Source organism: Microbacterium sp. DWRC1-3 (assembly GCF_049896645.1).
GTDB lineage: Bacteria > Actinomycetota > Actinomycetes > Actinomycetales > Microbacteriaceae > Microbacterium > Microbacterium maritypicum.
This window is the reverse complement of record NZ_JAFCUS010000002.1, coordinates 279,016-297,804: the sequence shown is the minus strand read 5'-3', so window position 1 is coordinate 297,804 and position 18,789 is coordinate 279,016. Positions and strand designations below refer to the sequence as shown.

Below are 18,789 nucleotides of genomic sequence, written 5' to 3'. Positions count from 1 at the left end.
CGAACTGCCCTGTCCACATCCTCCAACGCCCGACGGGCACATCTCGCCGCCGCGTTGTCGTCAGACCACAGTCCGGACTGGCGGAACCGCTTCGGGCGTCGCGGGCGGCGGTGCGGCGCCCGCTTCCTGCCAACGCCGCTTCGTCCCCGCGCTCAACCGCCCCCATGTGCGGTCGCGGATGAAGATCGCGTCGATAGCGATCATGGTGAGCGAGAACCACGGGAGCCCCATGAGCACCGCGATGCCGATGTGGAAGGAGAGGATGCCCAGCAGGCCGATCAGCCGGGTGGGACGCGTCAGCAGCATGAGGGGGAAGGCGACCTGCAGGAGGATCGACCCCCAGCTCGCGATCGTGACCATCGGCCCCCACGCGGTGACGAGGTCGCTCAACACCGGCCAGGTGCCGAACCGCGCGGTCTGCAGCGGGTTGTAGACCGCATACCCCTCTTCCCACGGCGCACCACCCGCCTTGTAGAGCGCACCGGACGCGTAGACGAAGAACACCTGGGCGGCGAGTGCCACGAGGGCGAGATTGTGGAACATCGTTCCCAGCAGCGCCGGCTGGCTGTTCGGGGCGAACCACTCCCCCGACTTCGCCCGACGCCTGGCATCCAGCGACCACCGGGCTGCGGGGTCGGCGAAGAGCAGCAGCAGCAGCGCGATGCGGAACATGTTGTCGCCCTGGTCGCCCACCATGTCGTTGGCCTCGATGAAGCCCACCCAGAGGCAGAAGAATACCGGGAGCACGATCCGGAAGCGCCACCCGAGGACGAACAGCACGGCGAGCACCCCGAGAAGAAGGTAGAGCGCCGTGTAGAGGACGTCGTTGCCCATCGCGGCATGGAACGCGCTGAACACCCAGATCTTCGGGAACTCGCTCACCGGCTCCGCGAGCTCGCCGTTCCAGGCCGAGCCCGATCCGAAGGTGTACAGGCGGGTGCCGAAGTTCGAGGCCAGGAGGCCGACCGCGGTGACGCCGAAGAGGATGCGTGTGACCGCGAGCCCGTAGAGAGCCTTCTTACCGTTGAAGAGCCAGTCGCCGATGAACGCCGAGATGCGATCGACGGCCGAGAGCACCATCGCCCAGAGCCCGGCGATCATCGACGACACGAAGCTCAGCAACCGGGTCACGAACGACCTCGGCACGGTGTTCGCCGTCGCGGGCGCCGGATCACGGGGAGCAGCGGGAGGGGCGGTCGCCGGGGCGGGTGCCGACGTGGTCGTGCCCTGCGGCGCAGGATCCTTCCTCTTCTTCGCGTCGGACTTCCGCGCCGAGGTCTTGACCGGCGCGCTCACGGCTGGATCCTCTCGAACTGGCCACGGAAGGTGTTCGCGAAGTTCTCTCGACTCTGCCCTTCCTCTTCTAAAGGGAGTCGCCATCCGGTGGTCGAGAACGTGGGGTCCGGCCGCTGGGCGCTCGGATCGTTGCGATCCTTGTAGGGGATCACGTTCTGACGGCTCACGCGGTACTGCACCTTGACCACGGCATCCGCACCCCAGATCGCATAGGCCACCTGGGTCGCATATGCGGTGGAGAGATGCTCCTCGGCCATGTAGGCCGCCGTCGACGGGTTCTCGTCTCCGGGGAGTTCCTCGAAGGAGCGCACCATCCACTCCTCCCACCCCTCCTTCGCGAAGTCGAGACCGACCACCGCCTGCTGGTCGGCGTTGAGCTTGTTGTAGGCGTTCATCTGTCCGCTCGCCACCTCACTCGACTGGATGCCGGCCCGCGGCGGGAAGAGGTTGTACCGGATCATCGACAGCTCGACGTCTGTGGCACTCACCCAGCCGGTCTCGACCTCCTCGCCGTCCTTCTCGATGACGGCGCGGACGTTGAAGTGGTAGTCGCCGTTGATGGGCTCGGGTGCGAAGACGCTCCACGATTGGCCGAACATCGGCAGCATGTATCCCGCCAGCACCTCCTGCGTGGGGATCTCCCGCAGCGCCGAATAGGGAGCGATCCACAGGAACGACGCGCTGATGTGCCACAGCGTCAGGAGGCAGGCGGCGAAGGCGATGAGCTTCACCCACCAGGTCGGGCGCGGATGCACCGCGGCCGTCTGCGGTGACACGGAAACGTCCGCCTCCGGCGAGGACTCGACTCTGGTGCTCATCCACTTCCCTCCCACCGCCGAGGGTCGGGACCGCCGTGGGGAAACGGCCCCGACCACTCAGCGTTCCTGCATCGCGATCTACTCCGTCTGAACCAGGGGCCGGCGGGATCTCGCGAGTCTCATCGTCCCCAGCCCGAGCGTGAGGAGCAGCGCGGCCAGCGCGATCCACCCGCTCTGGAGCTGCCCGCCGGTCGTGGCCAGGCCCGATGCCACCAGCTGGAACGTCGCCGACACACTGCCGGAGGTCGCCCCGGTCAGTGTCACGGTGTGGGTCCCCAGATCGGTGGCCGTGGGGACCGTCCAGGTGAAGGTGACCGTGCCCTGGGCGTTCGCGACCTGGCTGCCCAGCGCGAGCGGGTCGGAGGTCATCACACCGGTGACCGTCTCTCCGGGCGTGAAGCCCGTGCCGACTGCGGTCTGCTGCTTGCCGCGCTCCAGCACAGGGGACTTGATCGTGATGGCGATGTTCCCGGTGGGATCGGCCGCCGCATCCGCCGAGGAGCTGGCAGTGGCAGTGGCGGAGGCGGTTGCGGAGGCCGCAGCCGTGGCTTCGGCAGAGGAGTCCGCCGCAGCCGACGCCGAGGCCGTGGCCGAAGACGACGCGTTCGCCGCCGCTGCCGCCGAGGCGTTCGGATCCGCATCGGCCGAGGCCGAGGCGTCGGCCGCGCTCGTCGAGGTCGCATCGTTCTGCGCCGCCGCCTGAGCCGCGGCCGCTGCCGAGGCGTTCGCCGCCGTGGTGGCCGTGGTGGAGGCATCCGTGGAGGCATCGGTGGTCGCTGCGGCCTGGGCCGCGGCGCTGGCCGACACGTCCGCCGCGGCGGATGCCTGGCTGGTCGCGTCGGCGAGTGCCGCAGCCACAGCGGCTGCCTCGACCGAGGCGTTGCTGTCATCATCCGCCTGGGCAGACGCCGAGGCCGATGCCGAGGCGTTCGTGTTGATCTCCGCCGAGGCGTCCGCCGAGCCGACCGCATCCGAGGAGGCATCGGTCGAGGCGCTCGCGATCGCCGCTGCGCTCGCGTTCGCCGCTGCACTCGTGCTGGCATCGTCCGTGGCCGAGGCTTCGGCCGCCGTGTCCGTCGTGGCGTCGGCCAGTGCTGCCGCCTGCGCGGCGATCGCCGCACCGGCGTTCGCCTCGGAGGTGGCATCCGCGGTCGCCGCCGTGGACGAGGTCGCCGTCGCCGCGGCCTCCGATGCCGCCTCGGCTGCCGGATCCGCTGCAGCCGATCCCTCCGCCGTCGCGTCGGAGAAGGCCGCCGCCTGCGCGGAGGCTTCGGCGACCGCAGCGGTGGAGGCGTCGGCATTGGCCGAAGCGGATGCCGAGGCCGCCGCGTTCGCGTTGGCCGCGGCCTCCGACGACGCGTCCGCCGAGGATGTCGCCGTCGCTGCGGATTCGGACGATGCCGCGGAGTTCGAATCGGCTGCTGTCGAAGCCGCGGCATTCACGTCGCTCGAGGCGTCTGCCTGGGCCGCGGCCTGGGCAGCGACAGCCGCTGCGGCGTTGGCCGTCGACGTCGCGTCGGTCGATGCCGTCGTGGACGCCGTGGTCGTCGCCGCGGATTCCGCGGCGGAGGTGGCATCGGCCGTCGCCGCCGCCGATGCGGTGGAGGTCGCATCAGCGAGAGCAGCGGCTTCCGCAGCTGCCTGGGCCGAGGGATCGCCGTCGGCGGTCGCATCGGCCGACGCCGAGGCCGAGGCCGCCGCGTTGGTGTTGACATCGCCGGGATCGCCCGCGGTCACCTCGGTGGTGTCCGAGCCGGTGACCGCACCCGCGGTCGCCGTGAGCGTGTAGCCCGTACCCAGGGTGGTGTCGATGGGCACCGGATAGTTCGCCGCGAAGGCCCCGGACGCGTCGGTGGTCACCGTCACCGGACCACCGACGTCCGCACCACCGCCGGGAGCGGTCAGCTGCAACGAGACCGAGGTGCTCACCGGCCACCCGGTGCCGGTGACGGCGAGGTTGGTGCCCGCAGCAACCGTCGCCGCCGCATCGACGACGACCGGAGCCGCAGTGACCTCTGTCGTGTCGGTCGCGGTCTGAGCGCCGGCCGAGGCCGTGACCGTGTACCCGGTTCCCGCGGGAGTACCGGCCGGCACCGGGTAGTCGAGCGTGAACGCGCCGAGCCCGCCCGTCGTCACCGTCTGCGGTGTACCGATGGCCCCGCCTCCCGGTGCCGAGAGCTGCACGATCACATCGGTGTCGGCCGGCCAGTTGGTGCCGGATACGGCCAGGTCGCTGCCCGCCTGCACCGTCGCCGCCGCATCCACGGTCGCCGCGGCCGTCACCTCGGTCGTGTCGGAAGCCGTCTGGGCGCCGACGGTCGCCGTCACCGTGTAGCCGGTGCCGGGTGTGGCCGATCCGGGCACCGGGTAGTCGAGCGTGAACGCACCGGTGCCATCGGTGGTGACCGTCTCAGGGCCGCCGATGTCCGCGCCGCCACCGGGAGCGGTCAGCTGCACCGACACCTCGGTGTTCGCCGGCCAGTTCGATCCCGTGACAGGGAGACTCGTCCCCGCCTGCACCGTCGCCGCCGCGTCGATCGCGACCGCGGCGGTCACCTCGGTCGTGTCCGTGGCCGTCTGGGCGCCGACGGTCGCCGTCACCGTGTAGCCGGTGCCGGGTGTGGCCGAGGCGGGCACCGGATAGTCGAGCGTGAACGCACCGGTGCCATCGGTGGTGACCGTCTCAGGGCCGCCGATGTCCGCGCCGCCACCGGGAGCCGTCAGCTGCACCGACACCTCGGTGTTCGCCGGCCAGTTCGATCCCGTGACAGGGAGCGTCGTTCCCGCCTGCACCGTCGCCGCCGCGTCGATCGCCACCGCGGCGGTCACCTCGGTCGTATCGATCGCCGTGACGGCTCCGGCCGTCGCGGTCACGGTGTAGGCGGCACCCGGTGTCGCAGACGCCGGCACCGGATAGTCGAGCGTGAACGCACCGGACCCATCGGTCGTGACCGTCTCAGGGCCGCCGATGTCCGCGCCGCCGCCGGGAGCGGTCAGCTGCACCGACACCTCGGTGTTCGCCGGCCAGTTGGATCCTGCGACCGGAAGACTCGTCCCCGCCTGCACCGTCGCGGCCGCATCGATCGCCGCGACCGGAGCGTCGGTCACCTCGGTGGTATCGGTGGCGGTCTGCGTACCCGCCGTGGCCGTCACCTCATAGCCGGTGGCGGCCGGGGTTCCCGCTGGGACGGGGTAGTCGAGGGTGAAGGTCCCCGCGGCGTCGGTGGTCACCAGCTCGGGACCGCCGATGTTCGCGCCGCCTCCCGGCGCCTGCAGCTGCACCGACACCTGGGTGTTCGCGGGCCAGTTGGTTCCGGAGATGCCGAGGTTCGTGCCCGCCTGCACAGCCGGTGCGGCATCGACCGCTGCTGCTGCGGTGACCTCGGTGGTGTCCGTTGCAGTGCTCGTGCCGTCGGTCGCGGTGACGATGTAGCCCGCGCCGGGAGGTGTCGCAGCGGGGATCCCGTAGCCGAAGGTGAAGGCTCCGTTGATATCTGTCGTCACCGGCAACGGGTCGTTGACGATCCCTCCACCGGGAGTCGTCACCTGCACCGAGACCTGGGTGTTCGCAGGCCAGCCGGATCCGGTGACGGGAAGGCTTGTTCCCGCCTGCACCGTGGTAGCCGCATCGATCGCCGCGACGGCCGCAGCCGCAGACTTCACCGTCGAAGACCCGAGGTCGAGGGAGACTCCGCCGCCGACCGCAGGGAGCAGGTTCACCGCGAGGGCGCGCACCGTGAAGCTGTCTCCGGGGATGTCCCCCGTGGCGGGCTGCTCGTTGATCGTGATGTCGACGAGATCGGAGAGCACGCCCTGGAGCACAGGATCGAGCGTCGTGAGCACAGGGCCCGTCAACGCGGCGAGCGCCGGCTGCACGAGCGGGATCACGCTGTTCAGGGCGGTGTTCACGAGCGGACCCGTCGTGGTGGCGACCGCATTCGTGACGGCCGAGACCACCGGGTCGAGGAGGACGCCGATGTTGAGGCCGGCGAGCGTGATGTCCGTCGTGACCGTGGGCACGGGGGTCGCGGTGCCGGCGAACTGCGCCAGCGAGCCCTTGACCGTCACATCCCCCGACACCAGTGCCGTTCCGGTGAGCGGAACAGTGAGGTCGACGCCGACCGTCAGCGTCACCTGGAGCGCGTCGAGCGTGGACTTCAGGATCGTGGAGACCTTGCCGTTGAGGCTGTTCGGGTGCGTACCCGTCAGCGCGGAGGTGACCCCCTGCTGGATCGCGGAGATGGTCGTGGCCGAGAGCACCGGGGTGTTCGCCGGCAGGGTGTTGAGGTTCGCTCCTGCGCCGGTCTCGACGAGGATCTTGGCGAGATCGACGGAGACCGTCCCGGTGCTCAGGTCGACGAGCACCGATCCCGTCGTGTTCTCGATCGGGGTCTCCAGCACTTGGGTGGTCACGGTCTGTCCTACCGTGTCGAGTCCGGCGATCCCGACCGTTCCTCCGGTCGCGGTGAAGGCTGCGAGCAGCGGCACATCGGGGATCGCGTTGATCGTGCTGACGAGGGTCGTGACGAGAGCGGTCAGCGCTCCACCGGGGCCTGCGAGATCGCTCACCGGAGTGACGGTGCCCTGGATCGCCGAGGCCAGCGTTCCCGACAGCCCGGCGACCAGGTTGCTGTGCAGGTCGAGGTTCAGATCCGCGATGCGGTACTGAGATGTGGCCGCCGCAGCGTTCGATTCGGCGCGCGACGCGAGGGCACCGATGCCGACCGAGGCCTGATCGAGGACCGCGTCGGTGAGGCCGGCGACGGCGAGCTGGTCGAAGAGGTCGGTGAGCTCGAGCGTGCCGGGATTCACACCGCCGTCGATGGCGCCCGTGTCGATCGCCCCGCCCGTGGTGATCGTGCCCGACGACGCGATCGACTGCGTCTGCGTCGGCGACGAGCTGAAGCTCTGCGCCGCACCCAGATCGCCGAGCCGCAGCAGACCCGGCCCGGTGCCGTCGGTCAGCAGCGGCACGTTCAGGGTGCCGACGTCGATGTTGAGCGCCTCGAGCAGACCCACGTCCAGCCCGCCGAGCTCAGAGCCCGGGGCTGCGGGGTTGCTGGTGAGCGTGTGACCGAGAGCCGCGATGTCCAGGCCCCCGAGCAGAGCGGCGGGCAGCTGGATGATCTGCCCCTGCGCGACTGCCGGATCGTTCGGATTCGCCGTGTCCAGCGCATTCGCCGCAGTCGGCACCAGCGCACTCGCGAGGATCACCGCGCCGACGGTGACGCCGGCGATGCCTCCTCCAACTGCTCTGCGTCGCCGCAGAACCCTCTCCTGCATTTCCATCCGCTACTCCCGTGTGATGCGATCTTCCGCGTCACATGGCCCCCCCACGGGTCGACTTCAGTCGGCCGAGCGATGTTGCGCCCATTCTTACGGGATCGCAAAGGGGATGTCCAGCATTCGTCCAGAAATCGTCCTGATTCCGGCATCCTGCGAGACATTGCGCCCCCGAGGATGCGTGCGGCGAGACAGGGCACCGCCGTCACGACCTCGGAGACGAAGAAACCGCCCCGCGGACCGGGGGTCTGCGGGGCGGTTCCAGATCGGAAACGGTCAGAGCGAAAGCCCGTGGCCGAAGCGGAACAGCGGATCAGCGGTGTCGAACGGCACGTCGGGACGCGAAGCCTCGACCGCGGCCATCGACCGCGGCAGGTCGAACGGCAGCGCGCCCTGCGCGGGGAACGCGCCGCTGAGCACATCGAGCAGCGCCGCACCCGAAGCACCCCAGTTCACGGTCACCGCGGCGGCAGCTTCCACGATCGGCGTCAGGATCGGCGGACGATCGGCGAGCACGTCGACAACGGTCGGCACGGCGTCCGCGACCTCGCGCACATGCGCGACCACCTGCTCCGAGAACGCGAGGGAGCCGGCGTGGAAGAAGTTCTCGAACATCGTCTCGCGCTCCTCGAACGGGGCGTGCAGGCGGATGATCGCCAGATCGGCCTCGCCCGGCGTCTCCACGACCTCCCCGAAGGATGCTGCGACCTCGGCGTCGATGCCCTCGACGTAGAGCTTTCGGCCGCGCGCGAAGGGCAGAGCACCGTCGTTCGAGAGCACCGTGATCGAGGCGCGCTGGGCGTCCTCCCCCGCGGCACGGAACTCCGCGCGCCCGACGATGTCGTCGGCCGCGTCCTCGTCGACGTACGGGTTCTCGAACAGACCGAGCTCGAACTTCTCGCGCAGGATGCGTCGCGCCGAGACGTCGAGACGGGCCTCGGTCACCTCGCCCTCGGCGACGAGCTCGAGCAGGAGTTCCGGATTCGCCTCACCGCCGAACTGATCGGCGCCGGCGTCCAGCACCTTCTTCATGCGCTCGCGCGGCGTGAGGTGCTCCACACCCCAAGCACGTGCAGGGAAGGGCTGACCGAAGATCTCGGAGTCGCTGATCAGACCCCAGTCGGTGCACACGACACCGTCGAAGCGGTACCGCTCACGCAGCAGGCCGGTGATCACGGACTTGTTGAACCCGAATCCCACCTCCTCGTACTCCGTGCCGACGGGCATCCCGTAGTACGGCATCATCTGCCGGGTGCCCGCGGCGAGCGCGTCTTCGAACGGCTTCAGGTGAAGCTCGAACTCGCCGCCAGGGTAGACCTGCTCACGACCGTAGGGGAAGTGCGGGTCCTCTCCGTCCTTCTGCGGCCCCCCTCCGGGGAAGTGCTTGGTCATGGTCGACACCGAGCCAGGGCCGAACGATGCGCCCTGGAAGCCGCGGATGTAGGCCGCGCCGAGCCTGCCCGACAGCTCTGCATCCTCACCGAAGGTCGCCGTCTGCCGGGCCCACCGCGGCTCCGTCGCAAGGTCGACCTGGGGGTGCAGGGCCACGCGCAGCCCGACCGCCGTGTACTCCTGACGGGCGATATCGGCGAAGCGCTCGACCAGTGCCTCATCGCGGGTCGCCGCGAGGCCGAGGGTCTCGGGCCACTGCGAGAAGGGGCCGGCGAGGATCGAGGCCCCGGGGTTCTCACTGAACGAGTGGCGCGGATCGGTCGACAGCGTCACGGGGATGCCGAGGCGGGTGGATGCCGCCAGGCGCTGCAGCGCGTTCTGCCACGCCGCGATCTCCCGCCCGGTGGGCGCGGCGCCGAGCAGGTTGAAGTGGGTCATCCGCTTGGTCTCGAGGAACTCGCGGGCCGACGGAGTCGCGAAGACGGGGTTCGGCTCTTCGAGATCGCCGATCGCGATCATCGTGTGGAAGAACAGCCCCGCCTTCTCCTCGATCGTCATGGCGTCGAGGAGCAGCTGCACGCGTTCGTCGACGGGCAGATCGGCGTCCAGCCAGGGGCGGACGATGGATGTGGCCGTGGTGTCGGAGATGGTCACTTGACTCCCTTGATGCGGTAGACGAGAACGGCGCCGGCGAGCGCGACGAGCGCACCGAACAGGTACCAGGTGGTGTAGCCGCCGAGCGGGGTGGCCGCTCCCAGCGCGATGATGCCGGGGGCGATGGCCGGGGCGATCGACTGCGGAAGGGCGTTGGCGATGTTCAGCACACCGAGGTCTTTCGCCACGTCGTCGGGGTTGGGCAGCACCTCGGTCGCGAGGGCGAGGTCGACGGAGAGGAAGGAGCCGGCACCCAGACCGATGATCGACTGCGCGATGATGACGGTCGTGACATCGGGAGCGATCGCGAGGATGACCAGGCCGACGACCATGACGATCCCGGCGATGGCGACGAACGGGCGACGCTTGCCGATCTTGTCGGAGAGGAATCCACCGAGCGGGGAAGAGATCGCCATCGCCGCCATCGAGGCCAGGTTGGCGGCGAGGATGACGCCGACGGCACCCTGCTCGTCGAGCCCGAACTTGGTGACGAGGTAGAGCGGCAGGAACGTGGCGATGCCGGCGTATCCGAACATCACGAAGAACTTGGTGAGCCAGGTCCAGCCGAAGTCGGGGTGCTTACGCGGGTTGAACACGAACGAGCCGAAGAACATCGCGACGGTGAACTTCTCTGCGGGCTTCTCGGTGAGACGCCGGTCCTTGAGGGTCAGGACGAACACGATCACGAGGATCAGCGCGATCACGCCGGGAACGACGAAGCGCTCGAAGTCACCGGGGAGGAAGTTCACCAGGAAACTCCCGGCGAGGATGCCGATCGGAGTCGTGATGCCGATGATGCCGGAAACCTTGCCGCGGCTGGTGACCGGTACCTGATCGGGCAGGGTCGCATTGGCGGCGGCGAGCACGGCGTTCATCGCGGTCTGCACGAGGCACCAGGCGAGCAGGACCATCCACACCGAGGTCGCCGACCCGATGAGGACGAAGCCGCCGAGGCCGATGATCGCACCACCGAGGATCCACGGACGACGCATGCCCCAGCGCGACGTGGTGCGGTCGGAGAGCCGACCGACGAGCGGGTTCGCGATGAGGGCGAAGATCGCGCCGACGCCCATCACGAGCCCGAGGCTGCCCTCGGTGTTCACGGGGTCGATGTGCTGGACCTTGAACGCCATCGACACCATGACCGGGGTGAGCAGGGCCAGGTAGACGCCGAAGTTCACGGCGGCGAGGCCCGGCGTGTACCCGCGCGGGGTCTTCAGCGGCGTGGTCCCCGGGGCCTTGAACCCGGTGGTGCCGACCGCGGCCGCGGAAGCGGCGGATGACAACTCTGTCATGACAGTCCTTTCGATTCACCGCACGTCTTCGGTGACGCGGTTCTGGGTTGACCATACACCAATCTCGACCGGTTGGTAACTGAAACCAGACCGCTTGGTAATGAGCGAGGATAGGATGCACAAGGAGGATGCGATGACGACCAAAGCGACCGGCTCGCGACATGCCCGCGCTGCCGCCACGCGCCAGCGCATCCTGTCTGCTGCGCACGACCTGTTCGTCGCACACGGCTATCGGTCGACATCCCTCCGCGACATCGCCGCCGCCGCCGCCGTCAGCCACCCGGGCCTGCTGGGCCATTTCGCCTCGAAGGACGACCTTCTCGGCGAGGTCGTCGCCGCACTGGAAGCCGACAACGAGAGCGTGTTCAGCGCGATCGCGGCGGCTGCCGAACCCGGCGAGCTGGTCTTCTCCAGCATCGCCGAGCGAAACGCACGCACTCCGGGCTACCTCGAGCTGTTCGCGGCGCTCACCGGCGAGGCCTCGGCCGCCGGTCACCCCGCGCACGCGCGGATGCGTGAGCGCTACTGCCGGCTGCGCTCGCTGAGCGTCGACGTCCTGGAAGACGCGAAGTACCACGGAGTCATCGCGGCTGATCGCGACGTCGACGGCGAGACCGTTAGGCATACGGCCGGGTGGGACGGCCTGCAACTGCTCTCGCAGTACCTTCCGGATCGAGTCGACGTGGTGGAGATGCTCGAGGAACGCGAGAACCTCTGGGCGCTGCCGGTCGCATGGCGCGATCCCGACGACGACCCCTCATCCGACGCGGACGCCGCCGGCCCCCTGCCCGAGCTGCGCACGACGGCGACGCCGGACACCGAACCCGGTTATGCGGTCGGCCGTCGCCGCCGCACGCAGATCCTCGCCGATGCGACGCGCCTGTTCGCACGCGACGGCTACGGCGACACCAGCCTGCAGGACATCGCCACCGCGGTCGGGGTGTCGAAGTCGACCCTGCTGCACCACTACCCGTCGAAGGAGCTGCTGCTCAGCGCCGTCCTCACCGAACGGGACAGCGCCATCAACGAGAACCAGGGGTTCACCGGCGCAGCGTCCGCCGGAGAAGTGCTCCGCAGCATCCCCGATGGCGCCGCGCGGAGCTCACAGGATGAGCCGGGCCTGATCGAGGTGTATGCGGTGCTGTCCTGCGAGGCGGTTCCCGCCGCCCACCCCGCGCACGACTACTTCGCGACGCGGTTCGCGAACGCGCTGGAGTACTTCACCGAGCTCTTCCGCCTCGCCCAGGTCGACGGCGACCTGCCGACGGATCGCGACCCGGTGCACGAAGCCACGTGGCTCATCGCGATGTGGGACGGACTGCAGTACCAGTGGCTGTACGACAGGGAGCGGCTCGACATCGCCACGCACCTGCGCGCCCACCTCGACGACGTGCTGCCTCCGCGCTGAGTGCTGCGGCCTCGGATCAAGCGCTGACTCCGCGTCGGATCAGGCGGCGGCGATGACCGCCAGCACGCCCTCGCCGTAGGCCTCGCGCTTCTTCGCCCCGATGCCGGTGATGCCGTCGAGGTCGGCGAGGGAGGCCGGACGATGCTCGGCGAGCGCACGGAGGGTGGCATCGCCGAAGACGATGTACGCGGGAACGCCCTGCTCGCGCGCAGTCTCGGCCCGCCAGGCGCGCAGTGCTTCGAAGAGTCCGCGATCCCCCGCGTCCAAGGCGTCGGCGGCACTGGCCTTGCGAGCACGGCCGGAGGAGGTGGGGCGCCCGATCGTGTCCTTGCGCAACGGCACGGCCGTCTCCCCTCGGAGCACACCTGCCGCCTGCTCTCCGGGCGCGAGAGTGCCGTAGTCTCCCTGCGCGACCACGATGCCGCGAGCGAGGAGCTGCCGCACGACACTTCTCCAGTCCTGGTCGGAGAGGTCGTTGCCGATGCCGTAGGTGGCGAGCTTGTCGTGGCCCTGCTGCCGGATGCGCTCGGTCGAGGCCCCGCGGAGGATGTCGATCAGATGCCCGGCGCCGAACGCCTGATTGCGCTCGCGCTTGAGCCGCACGATCGTCGAGAGCAGCTTCTGCGCGGGGACGAGGCCGTCGAACGTCTCGGTGTCTTCCAGGCACGTGTCGCAGTTGCCGCACGGCTGCGACTCCTGACCGAAATAGCCGAGAAGGTTCTGGCGTCGGCACTCCACGGTCTCGCACAGGGCGAGCATGGCGTCGAGGTGCTGACCCATCCGCATCTTGAACGTGCGGTCGCCGGGGCTCTGGTCGATGAGCCTGCGCTGCTGCACGACGTCGCCGAGGCCGTACGCCATCCAGGCCACAGAGGGCTCGCCATCGCGACCAGCGCGACCGGTCTCCTGGTAGTAACCCTCGACCGACTTCGGCAGGTCGATGTGCGCGACGAAGCGCACGTCGGGCTTGTCGATGCCCATGCCGAAAGCGATCGTGGCGACCATGACCACGCCGTCTTCGCGAAGGAAGCGCGCCTGGTTCGCCGCCCGCACCTCGGCGGGCAGACCCGCGTGGTACGGCAGCGCATCGAGCCCCTGCGCGGCGAGGTAGGTCGCCGTCTGCTCGACCGACTTGCGGCTGAGCGCGTACACGATGCCCGCGGGCTGCGCGCCGTCGTCGCTCGCCGGCGTCTGGGATCTGATGAACGCGACCAGCTGCTTGCGCGGGTCGACCTTGGGCACGATCCGATACTGGATGTTCGGGCGGTCGAAGCTCGCGACGAAGTGCTTCGCGGCGCCGAGCTGCAGTCGCTCGGTGATCTCCTTGTGCGTCGCCGCGGTCGCCGTGGCCGTGAGAGCCATGCGCGGCACTCCGGGGAACCGCTCGCCCAAGTCGCCCAAGGCGAGGTAGTCGGGGCGGAAGTCGTGACCCCACTGCGACACGCAGTGCGCCTCGTCGATCGCGATCACGCTGAGCGTTCCGCGCTGAAGAAGAGCAGTGGTCTGCGCGCTGGAAAGACGCTCCGGTGCGACGTAGATGAGGTCGAGCTCGCCGGCGATGTACGCCCTCTCGACCTCGCGACGCTCATCGATGGCCTGCGTGGAGTTGAGATAGGCGGCGTTGACGCCGTTGGCTCGCAGCGCATCGACCTGGTCGTGCATGAGCGCGATCAACGGGCTGATCACGAGCCCGGTGCCCTCGCGCACGAGAGCCGGCACCTGGTACGTGATGCTCTTTCCGCCACCGGTCGGCATCAGCACGACGGCGTCGCCGCCCGCGATGACCTGCTCGACGATGTCGGCCTGATCGCCGCGGAACTCGTCGTACCCGAAGACCGTGTGCAGCGCCTCGCGCGCGGTCGGATAGCGGCTCGGGGCGGCGGTGCGCACAGCCGACGGCGCGGCCGCGGCAGACCGCGGAGCCACCGGGGTGACCGGTCCCTGCCCCCAGTCGAGCGGGGGCTCGAAGCCCGCGCCCTGCGGCTCCCAATCCATCGGCTCCGGCGGGACGGACGACTCCCACCCGTCGTCGTAGGGCTCGTCGGCGTACGGCAGATCCGCGTACGGGTCACGGGGAGTCTGCGGCATCCCTCCAGCGTAACCACCCCCGCCGACGCGGGCGGCGCGTCCTCCACAGACGAGGGGCGCGATCAGCTCAGGGTCGACCGATCGTAGGCGCCGATGAGGCCATCGAGGAAGGTCGCGACCGTCGCCCGTTCCTGGGCGCTCATGGCCGCGATCTGCGCCTCGACCTCGTCGATCAGCGGCGCCACGAGGCGCTCAGCATCGGCAGCGGCATCTTCGGAGGCGGTCACGATGAGTTTGCGCCCGTCGGAAGGGTGACGATCTCGGCGCACATGACCGCGGTCTTCGAGACGGTTGAGGACGAGGGTCATGGCCGCGGTCGAGATCTCGATGCGATGCGCCAGCTCGGTGGGCGTCGCGGGTCCGCGCGAGATCAGATGGTCGAGCACCTCGAGACCCGGGGCATCGAGTTCGAGCTGCTTCGCGACCGACCGTTCGAAACGCTGCTGTCGCATCGTGAGCTGCTGCACACGGGACCGGATGTCGCCGTCATCGATCTCGCCGGCGTCGTGCCGACGCGACGGGTCGTACCCCGAAGCGGCTTTCGACACCCGCTCGGCTCGTTTGACATCCATGCCCGCAATGGTAATACTCCATATTGCTAATTTGATTGATAATCAAGAATTGAGATGACATGAGCGACGTGACCGAGGCCCCATACCGCTGGCGTTGGGCGATTCTGGGGGTGATGCTGGCTGCCGAGGTCATGGACATGCTCGATGCGACGATCGTCAACGTCGCCGGCCCGTCCCTGGAGGCATCGCTGGGAACGAACGCCCTGGGCCTGCAGTGGGTGATCGGCGGCTACGCGCTCGCGCTGGGAGCCGGGTTGATCCTCGGCGGCCGTCTGGGCGATCGCTTCGGACGTCGACGGATGTTCCTCCTCGGGCTCACCGCCTTCACGATCGCCTCCCTGCTGTGCTCCCTCGCCCCGACCGCCGAACTGCTGATCGCGTTCCGCCTGATCCAGGGCGCCGCCGGCGCACTGCTGCTCCCCCAGGGCCTCGGACTGCTGCGCGAGAACCTCTCGGGTGCCGAACTCGCGGTCGCCTTCGGCATCTTCGGCCCGGCACTCGGCCTGGGCGGCATCCTGGGCCCGATCATCGGCGGCGGACTCATCGAGGCCGACATCCTCGGTCTCGGATGGCGCTCGGTCTTCCTCGTGAACATCCCGATCGGAATCATCGCCCTGGCCGTCGCATGGCGCATCCTGCCGCGACGATCCGGCGATCGAGCCGTCCGCATCGACCTCCTCGGCGCCACCGTCATCGTCGCCTCCTCCGGCATCCTCGTCCTCGGCCTGACCTTCGGCCCCGAGCTGGAGTGGCCGCTGTGGGCCTGGGCATGCGTGGCCGCAGGGCTGGGCGGGTTCGTGATGTTCGGCTGGCAGCAGCGGCAGCTGCTCGCCCGTGGGGGCGTGCCCCTCGTCACGGCGACCATGTTCACCCGTCGCGCGTACACCTTCGGACTCGTGGGCATCGCCCTCTTCTTCAGCAGCCTCACCGGTACACAGCTCGTGCTGACCCTGTTCCTGCAGGTCGGCAACGGCTTCAGCGCCGGGGAGGCCGGGCTGAGCAACCTCCCCCTCGCGCTCGGCTCTGCGGTCGGCGGTGCGGTCAGCGGCGCGTGGCTCGCCGAGAAGATCGGCCGATCCGTGCTGCAGCTCGGGGCGGTGACCCAGCTGCTGGGCGCCGCGCTCCTCTGGCTCGAGCTGGAGCAGCCGGGCGACTTCACCATCTGGACCATCGTCCCCGGCATCGCCCTCTTCGGCGTCGGCGGCGGCGCGATCATCGCCGCCCTGTTCAGCACGATCCTCGCGGCGGTGAAAGATGAGGAGATCGGTTCCGCCTCCGGCGTCCTCACCGCGGTGCAGGCGATCGCGAGCGCGGTCGGTGTGGCGATCTTCGCGTCGGTCTTCTTCGATGCCGCAGCATCCGGCACCCCTTCGCAGGCCTACCAGCAGACGCTCATCGTGCCCGCGTTGATGCTGATCGCCTTCCTCGCCCTGACCTTCCTCTTCCCGAAGAAGAGCCGCGACGACGCACACGCCGCAGCAGTCGAGGAGACGGCGCACTGACTCGTCACCCGGGAGCGACCAAGGCGCTTCCGGCGGGCGTAGGTTGGAGGCACCCCGTTCGAAGGAGCACCCGATGACCGAGATCACCGTGACCCGCAACGACGAAGAATCGCGCTACGAGCTCCGCTCCGACGACGTGCTCGCGGGCTTCGCGGCGTTCGATCTGCGCCCCGGATCCATCCGCTTCACCCACACCGAGATCGACCCGGCATTCCAGGGGCAGGGACTGGCGGGAAAGCTCGCATCGGCCGCTCTGGCGGATGCGGCGGAGCGTGGTGATGCGATCGTGCCGCTGTGCCCGTACATCGCGAAGTACCTCGAGACCCACGAGGTGCCGGGCGCGGAGATCCGCTGGCCGAAGCCCCCGTCCGCCCCCGCCGGATCCGCAGGTGAGGACCCGACGGGCCGAGCGGAATGATCGGGCAGCGCCGCCTTATCCTCGAACCCCGCGAAGTGCCGCTCGGCGGGGTACGCGGCATGAACGTGCTGCGCGCACTGCCGCACCGCAACCTGCCGACGATCGGCGCCTGGTGCTTCCTCGACCGGTTCGGTCCCGCCGACACCAAGATGCGGGTCGAACCGCATCCGCACATCGGACTGCAGACGGTGACCTGGCCGCTCGTCGGAGAGATCCGCCACCGCGACTCGCTCGGCAGCGACGCCGACCTGCGCCGTGGGCAGCTGAACCTGATGACCGCGGGGAACGGGATCTCGCACTCGGAGTACTCGATCGGCGACGGGCCCGTCCCCCTCGATGCGCTGCAGTTCTGGGTGGTGCTCCCGGATTCCGCGCGCCACGGTGCCCCCGGGTTCGAACGGCACACCGCACTGCCCGCGCTCGCGATCCCGGCCGACGAGGGCGCGGATGCCGAGGCCACCGTCGTGCTCGGCGAGTTCGCCGGGGTGCGTTCCCCCGCCACCGTGCACACCCCGATCGTGGGCGCCGAGATCGTGCTCTCCCCCGGCTCGCGGGTGCACCTGCCGCTGCGTTCGGGCTGGGAGCACGCGCTGATGCTGGTCGAGGGCGATGCCGTGGTGGCAGAGCATCCGCTCGAGCGCAACGGCCTGCTGTATCTCGGCGACTCGCGCGATGGGGTGGAGGTGTCGAGCGACGAGGGTGCGCTGCTGTTCCTGCTCGGCGGCGAGCCGTTCGAGGACGAGATCGTGATGTGGTGGAACTTCGCCGGCCGCACGCACGAGGAGATCGTCGCAGCGCGCGACGCGTGGGAGGCGGAGTCGTCGGCCGCTGCTGAGCCGGCACGGTTCGGCATCGTCGGCGGTCACGACATTCGAATCCCCGCTCCGCCGCTGCCCGACGTGCAGTTGATGCCCCGCGGACGCCGGATCTGATCCTGATGACGACGTCGGACCTCTTCCCCGGCACTCTGGCGCCGATGCCGGGCGCCACAGCATCCGCCACGTTGATCTGGCCGAGCGTCGAGTCGGTCGCGCCCGCGCGGTTCGTGGAGGGCTTCAAGCCCTTCGCGGCCTTCGCACGCGATTCCGGTGCAGACCCCGCCGTCCTCGCGACCGACCTCTTCGCACTGTGGGACTTCATCGCTGCGCACGCCGAGCTCCTCGATGCTCCCGAGATGACGGAGGCAGCCTCGCGGTTCCTGGGGAACGCGATAGCCGTGGCGCATCCCGCGGCGAGGTGGCGGATGACGAGCGAGCCTGAGGTCGGTACCTCGGCCATGTCGATTCCGGTCGCGGGCGTGCTGCGGGCGATCGTGGAGCACCCGGAGCAGCGTGAGGCGTTTCGAGAGATGCTCGCCTCCTGGCCCCAGGCCGACCGCGACGACCTCGAGTCGAGTGCCCTCGCGCACCACGAGGTCGACGTCGACCTCGTGGTCGCCCCTATGGCGTTCGCACGTCCGCCCCTCGCGATCCCGGAGTTCCTCGACGACGACGGCCGGGTCATCGACTACGGGTCCCGCTGGGCCGGTGGCTCTCCGCCGGACGACGCCTACTCGCGGGTCTCCCATCCTGAGCGCTTCGCCCCCGTGCTGTCCGTCGTCGACGCGCTGGTCGAGCACCTGGCGACCTGGTACGTCGTCGACGTCGACCGACGGGTCTCCGAATCGGGGGCCCGCGTGATGTGCCTGCGCCCCACGACGGGCGCGACGATCACCCTCACGGTGTCGGCCGAGTCCGTCGACATCGAAGCCGGGGCCTTGTTCCGGGACCGTGCGCCCGTGTGCACCTGCGACGCCTGCGACGAGACCGCCGAGAGCGTGGCCGACCACCTGGAGCAGACCCTTCTCGCGATCGCGGCCGGAGGGTTGAGGGAGGTCTTCCCCGTCGGACAGCGGCGCTGGCTGCACACCCGGATCCACACCCCCGACGGCAGCGGACGATCCAGTGGCGGCCAGCCCGACCCGGCGATCCCCGCGAGGCGTCTCGACGAGGCCGCCGACGTTCTCGGCCGTCTCCCCGATGGCTGGTGGCCGGCCTGGACGCTGCGCGCGGAGCCGGTCTGAC

12 protein-coding genes are annotated in these 18,789 nt (G+C 69.6%); 5 read left to right on the top strand and 7 right to left on the bottom strand.

The annotated features are described in order from the left end of the window. Positions 1 to 60: 60 nt before the first annotated feature. The 5 genes from ACP699_RS14080 to ACP699_RS14060 form a co-directional block, all read right to left on the bottom strand. Positions 61 to 1,296 (bottom strand): HTTM domain-containing protein, encoded by a 1,236-nt coding sequence (locus tag ACP699_RS14080; protein ID WP_426171909.1) that lies wholly within the window; start codon positions 1,294 to 1,296, stop codon positions 61 to 63. Further along, positions 1,293 to 2,114 (bottom strand): DUF5819 family protein, encoded by an 822-nt coding sequence (locus tag ACP699_RS14075; protein WP_426171907.1) that lies wholly within the window; start codon positions 2,112 to 2,114, stop codon positions 1,293 to 1,295. The genes ACP699_RS14080 and ACP699_RS14075 overlap by 4 nt, the downstream gene beginning before the upstream one ends. Positions 2,115 to 2,192: 78 nt before the next feature. After that, positions 2,193 to 7,403, bottom strand: coding sequence for a choice-of-anchor G family protein (locus tag ACP699_RS14070; protein ID WP_426171905.1), 5,211 nt, complete (start codon positions 7,401 to 7,403; stop codon positions 2,193 to 2,195). Positions 7,404 to 7,673: 270 nt separating this feature from the next. Next, positions 7,674 to 9,443 (bottom strand): glycoside hydrolase family 3 protein, encoded by a 1,770-nt coding sequence (locus tag ACP699_RS14065; protein ID WP_426171903.1) that lies wholly within the window; start codon positions 9,441 to 9,443, stop codon positions 7,674 to 7,676. Further along, positions 9,440 to 10,738: an MFS transporter gene (locus tag ACP699_RS14060; protein ID WP_017831396.1), complete on the bottom strand. Its 1,299-nt coding sequence runs from the start codon at positions 10,736 to 10,738 to the stop codon at positions 9,440 to 9,442. The genes ACP699_RS14065 and ACP699_RS14060 overlap by 4 nt, the downstream gene beginning before the upstream one ends. A 133-nt stretch (positions 10,739 to 10,871) precedes the next feature. Here ACP699_RS14060 and ACP699_RS14055 point away from each other — a divergent pair, with 133 nt between their 5' ends. Continuing rightward, entirely contained in the window at positions 10,872 to 12,146 is a 1,275-nt protein-coding gene (locus tag ACP699_RS14055) for a TetR/AcrR family transcriptional regulator (protein ID WP_426171900.1), read from the top strand. 39 nt (positions 12,147 to 12,185) lie between these two features. Here ACP699_RS14055 and recQ read toward each other — a convergent pair whose 3' ends face one another. Next, entirely contained in the window at positions 12,186 to 14,234 is a 2,049-nt protein-coding gene (gene recQ, locus ACP699_RS14050) for a DNA helicase RecQ (RefSeq protein ID WP_426171898.1), read from the bottom strand. 62 nt (positions 14,235 to 14,296) lie between these two features. Then, positions 14,297 to 14,806 (bottom strand): MarR family winged helix-turn-helix transcriptional regulator, encoded by a 510-nt coding sequence (locus ACP699_RS14045; protein ID WP_055876677.1) that lies wholly within the window; start codon positions 14,804 to 14,806, stop codon positions 14,297 to 14,299. Positions 14,807 to 14,865: 59 nt separating this feature from the next. Between ACP699_RS14045 and ACP699_RS14040 the strand changes: the two genes are divergently transcribed. The 4 genes from ACP699_RS14040 (at position 14,866) to ACP699_RS14025 (ending at position 18,788) form a co-directional block, all read left to right on the top strand. Beyond that, positions 14,866 to 16,308, top strand: a complete 1,443-nt coding sequence (locus tag ACP699_RS14040; RefSeq protein ID WP_017831392.1) for an MFS transporter — start codon at positions 14,866 to 14,868, stop codon at positions 16,306 to 16,308. A 73-nt stretch (positions 16,309 to 16,381) separates the two neighbouring features. Beyond that, positions 16,382 to 16,726, top strand: a complete 345-nt coding sequence (locus ACP699_RS14035; protein WP_151486837.1) for a GNAT family N-acetyltransferase — start codon at positions 16,382 to 16,384, stop codon at positions 16,724 to 16,726. Beyond that, on the top strand, positions 16,723 to 17,658 hold the full coding sequence (locus ACP699_RS14030; protein WP_426171895.1) for a pirin family protein: 936 nt from the start codon (positions 16,723 to 16,725) through the stop codon (positions 17,656 to 17,658). Before ACP699_RS14035 ends, ACP699_RS14030 begins: the two co-directional genes overlap by 4 nt. 5 nt (positions 17,659 to 17,663) lie before the next feature. Beyond that, positions 17,664 to 18,788: a DUF6226 family protein gene (locus ACP699_RS14025; protein WP_127481725.1), complete on the top strand. Its 1,125-nt coding sequence runs from the start codon at positions 17,664 to 17,666 to the stop codon at positions 18,786 to 18,788. Position 18,789: the final 1 nt, after the last annotated feature.

Excerpts from the sequence above, each read along its gene's own strand:
- ACP699_RS14075 (WP_426171907.1), bottom strand. The coding sequence starts at position 2,114 with ATGAGCACCAGAGTCGAGTCCTCGCCGGAGGCGGACGTTTCCGTGTCA.
- ACP699_RS14030 (WP_426171895.1), top strand. The coding sequence starts at position 16,723 with ATGATCGGGCAGCGCCGCCTTATCCTCGAACCCCGCGAAGTGCCGCTC.
- ACP699_RS14070 (WP_426171905.1), bottom strand. The coding sequence starts at position 7,403 with ATGGAAATGCAGGAGAGGGTTCTGCGGCGACGCAGAGCAGTTGGAGGA.
- ACP699_RS14025 (WP_127481725.1), top strand. The coding sequence starts at position 17,664 with ATGACGACGTCGGACCTCTTCCCCGGCACTCTGGCGCCGATGCCGGGC.
- ACP699_RS14045 (WP_055876677.1), bottom strand. The coding sequence starts at position 14,806 with ATGGATGTCAAACGAGCCGAGCGGGTGTCGAAAGCCGCTTCGGGGTAC.
- ACP699_RS14035 (WP_151486837.1), top strand. The coding sequence starts at position 16,382 with ATGACCGAGATCACCGTGACCCGCAACGACGAAGAATCGCGCTACGAG.
- ACP699_RS14055 (WP_426171900.1), top strand. The coding sequence starts at position 10,872 with ATGACGACCAAAGCGACCGGCTCGCGACATGCCCGCGCTGCCGCCACG.
- ACP699_RS14040 (WP_017831392.1), top strand. The coding sequence starts at position 14,866 with ATGAGCGACGTGACCGAGGCCCCATACCGCTGGCGTTGGGCGATTCTG.
- ACP699_RS14060 (WP_017831396.1), bottom strand. The coding sequence starts at position 10,738 with ATGACAGAGTTGTCATCCGCCGCTTCCGCGGCCGCGGTCGGCACCACC.
- recQ (WP_426171898.1), bottom strand. The coding sequence starts at position 14,234 with ATGCCGCAGACTCCCCGTGACCCGTACGCGGATCTGCCGTACGCCGAC.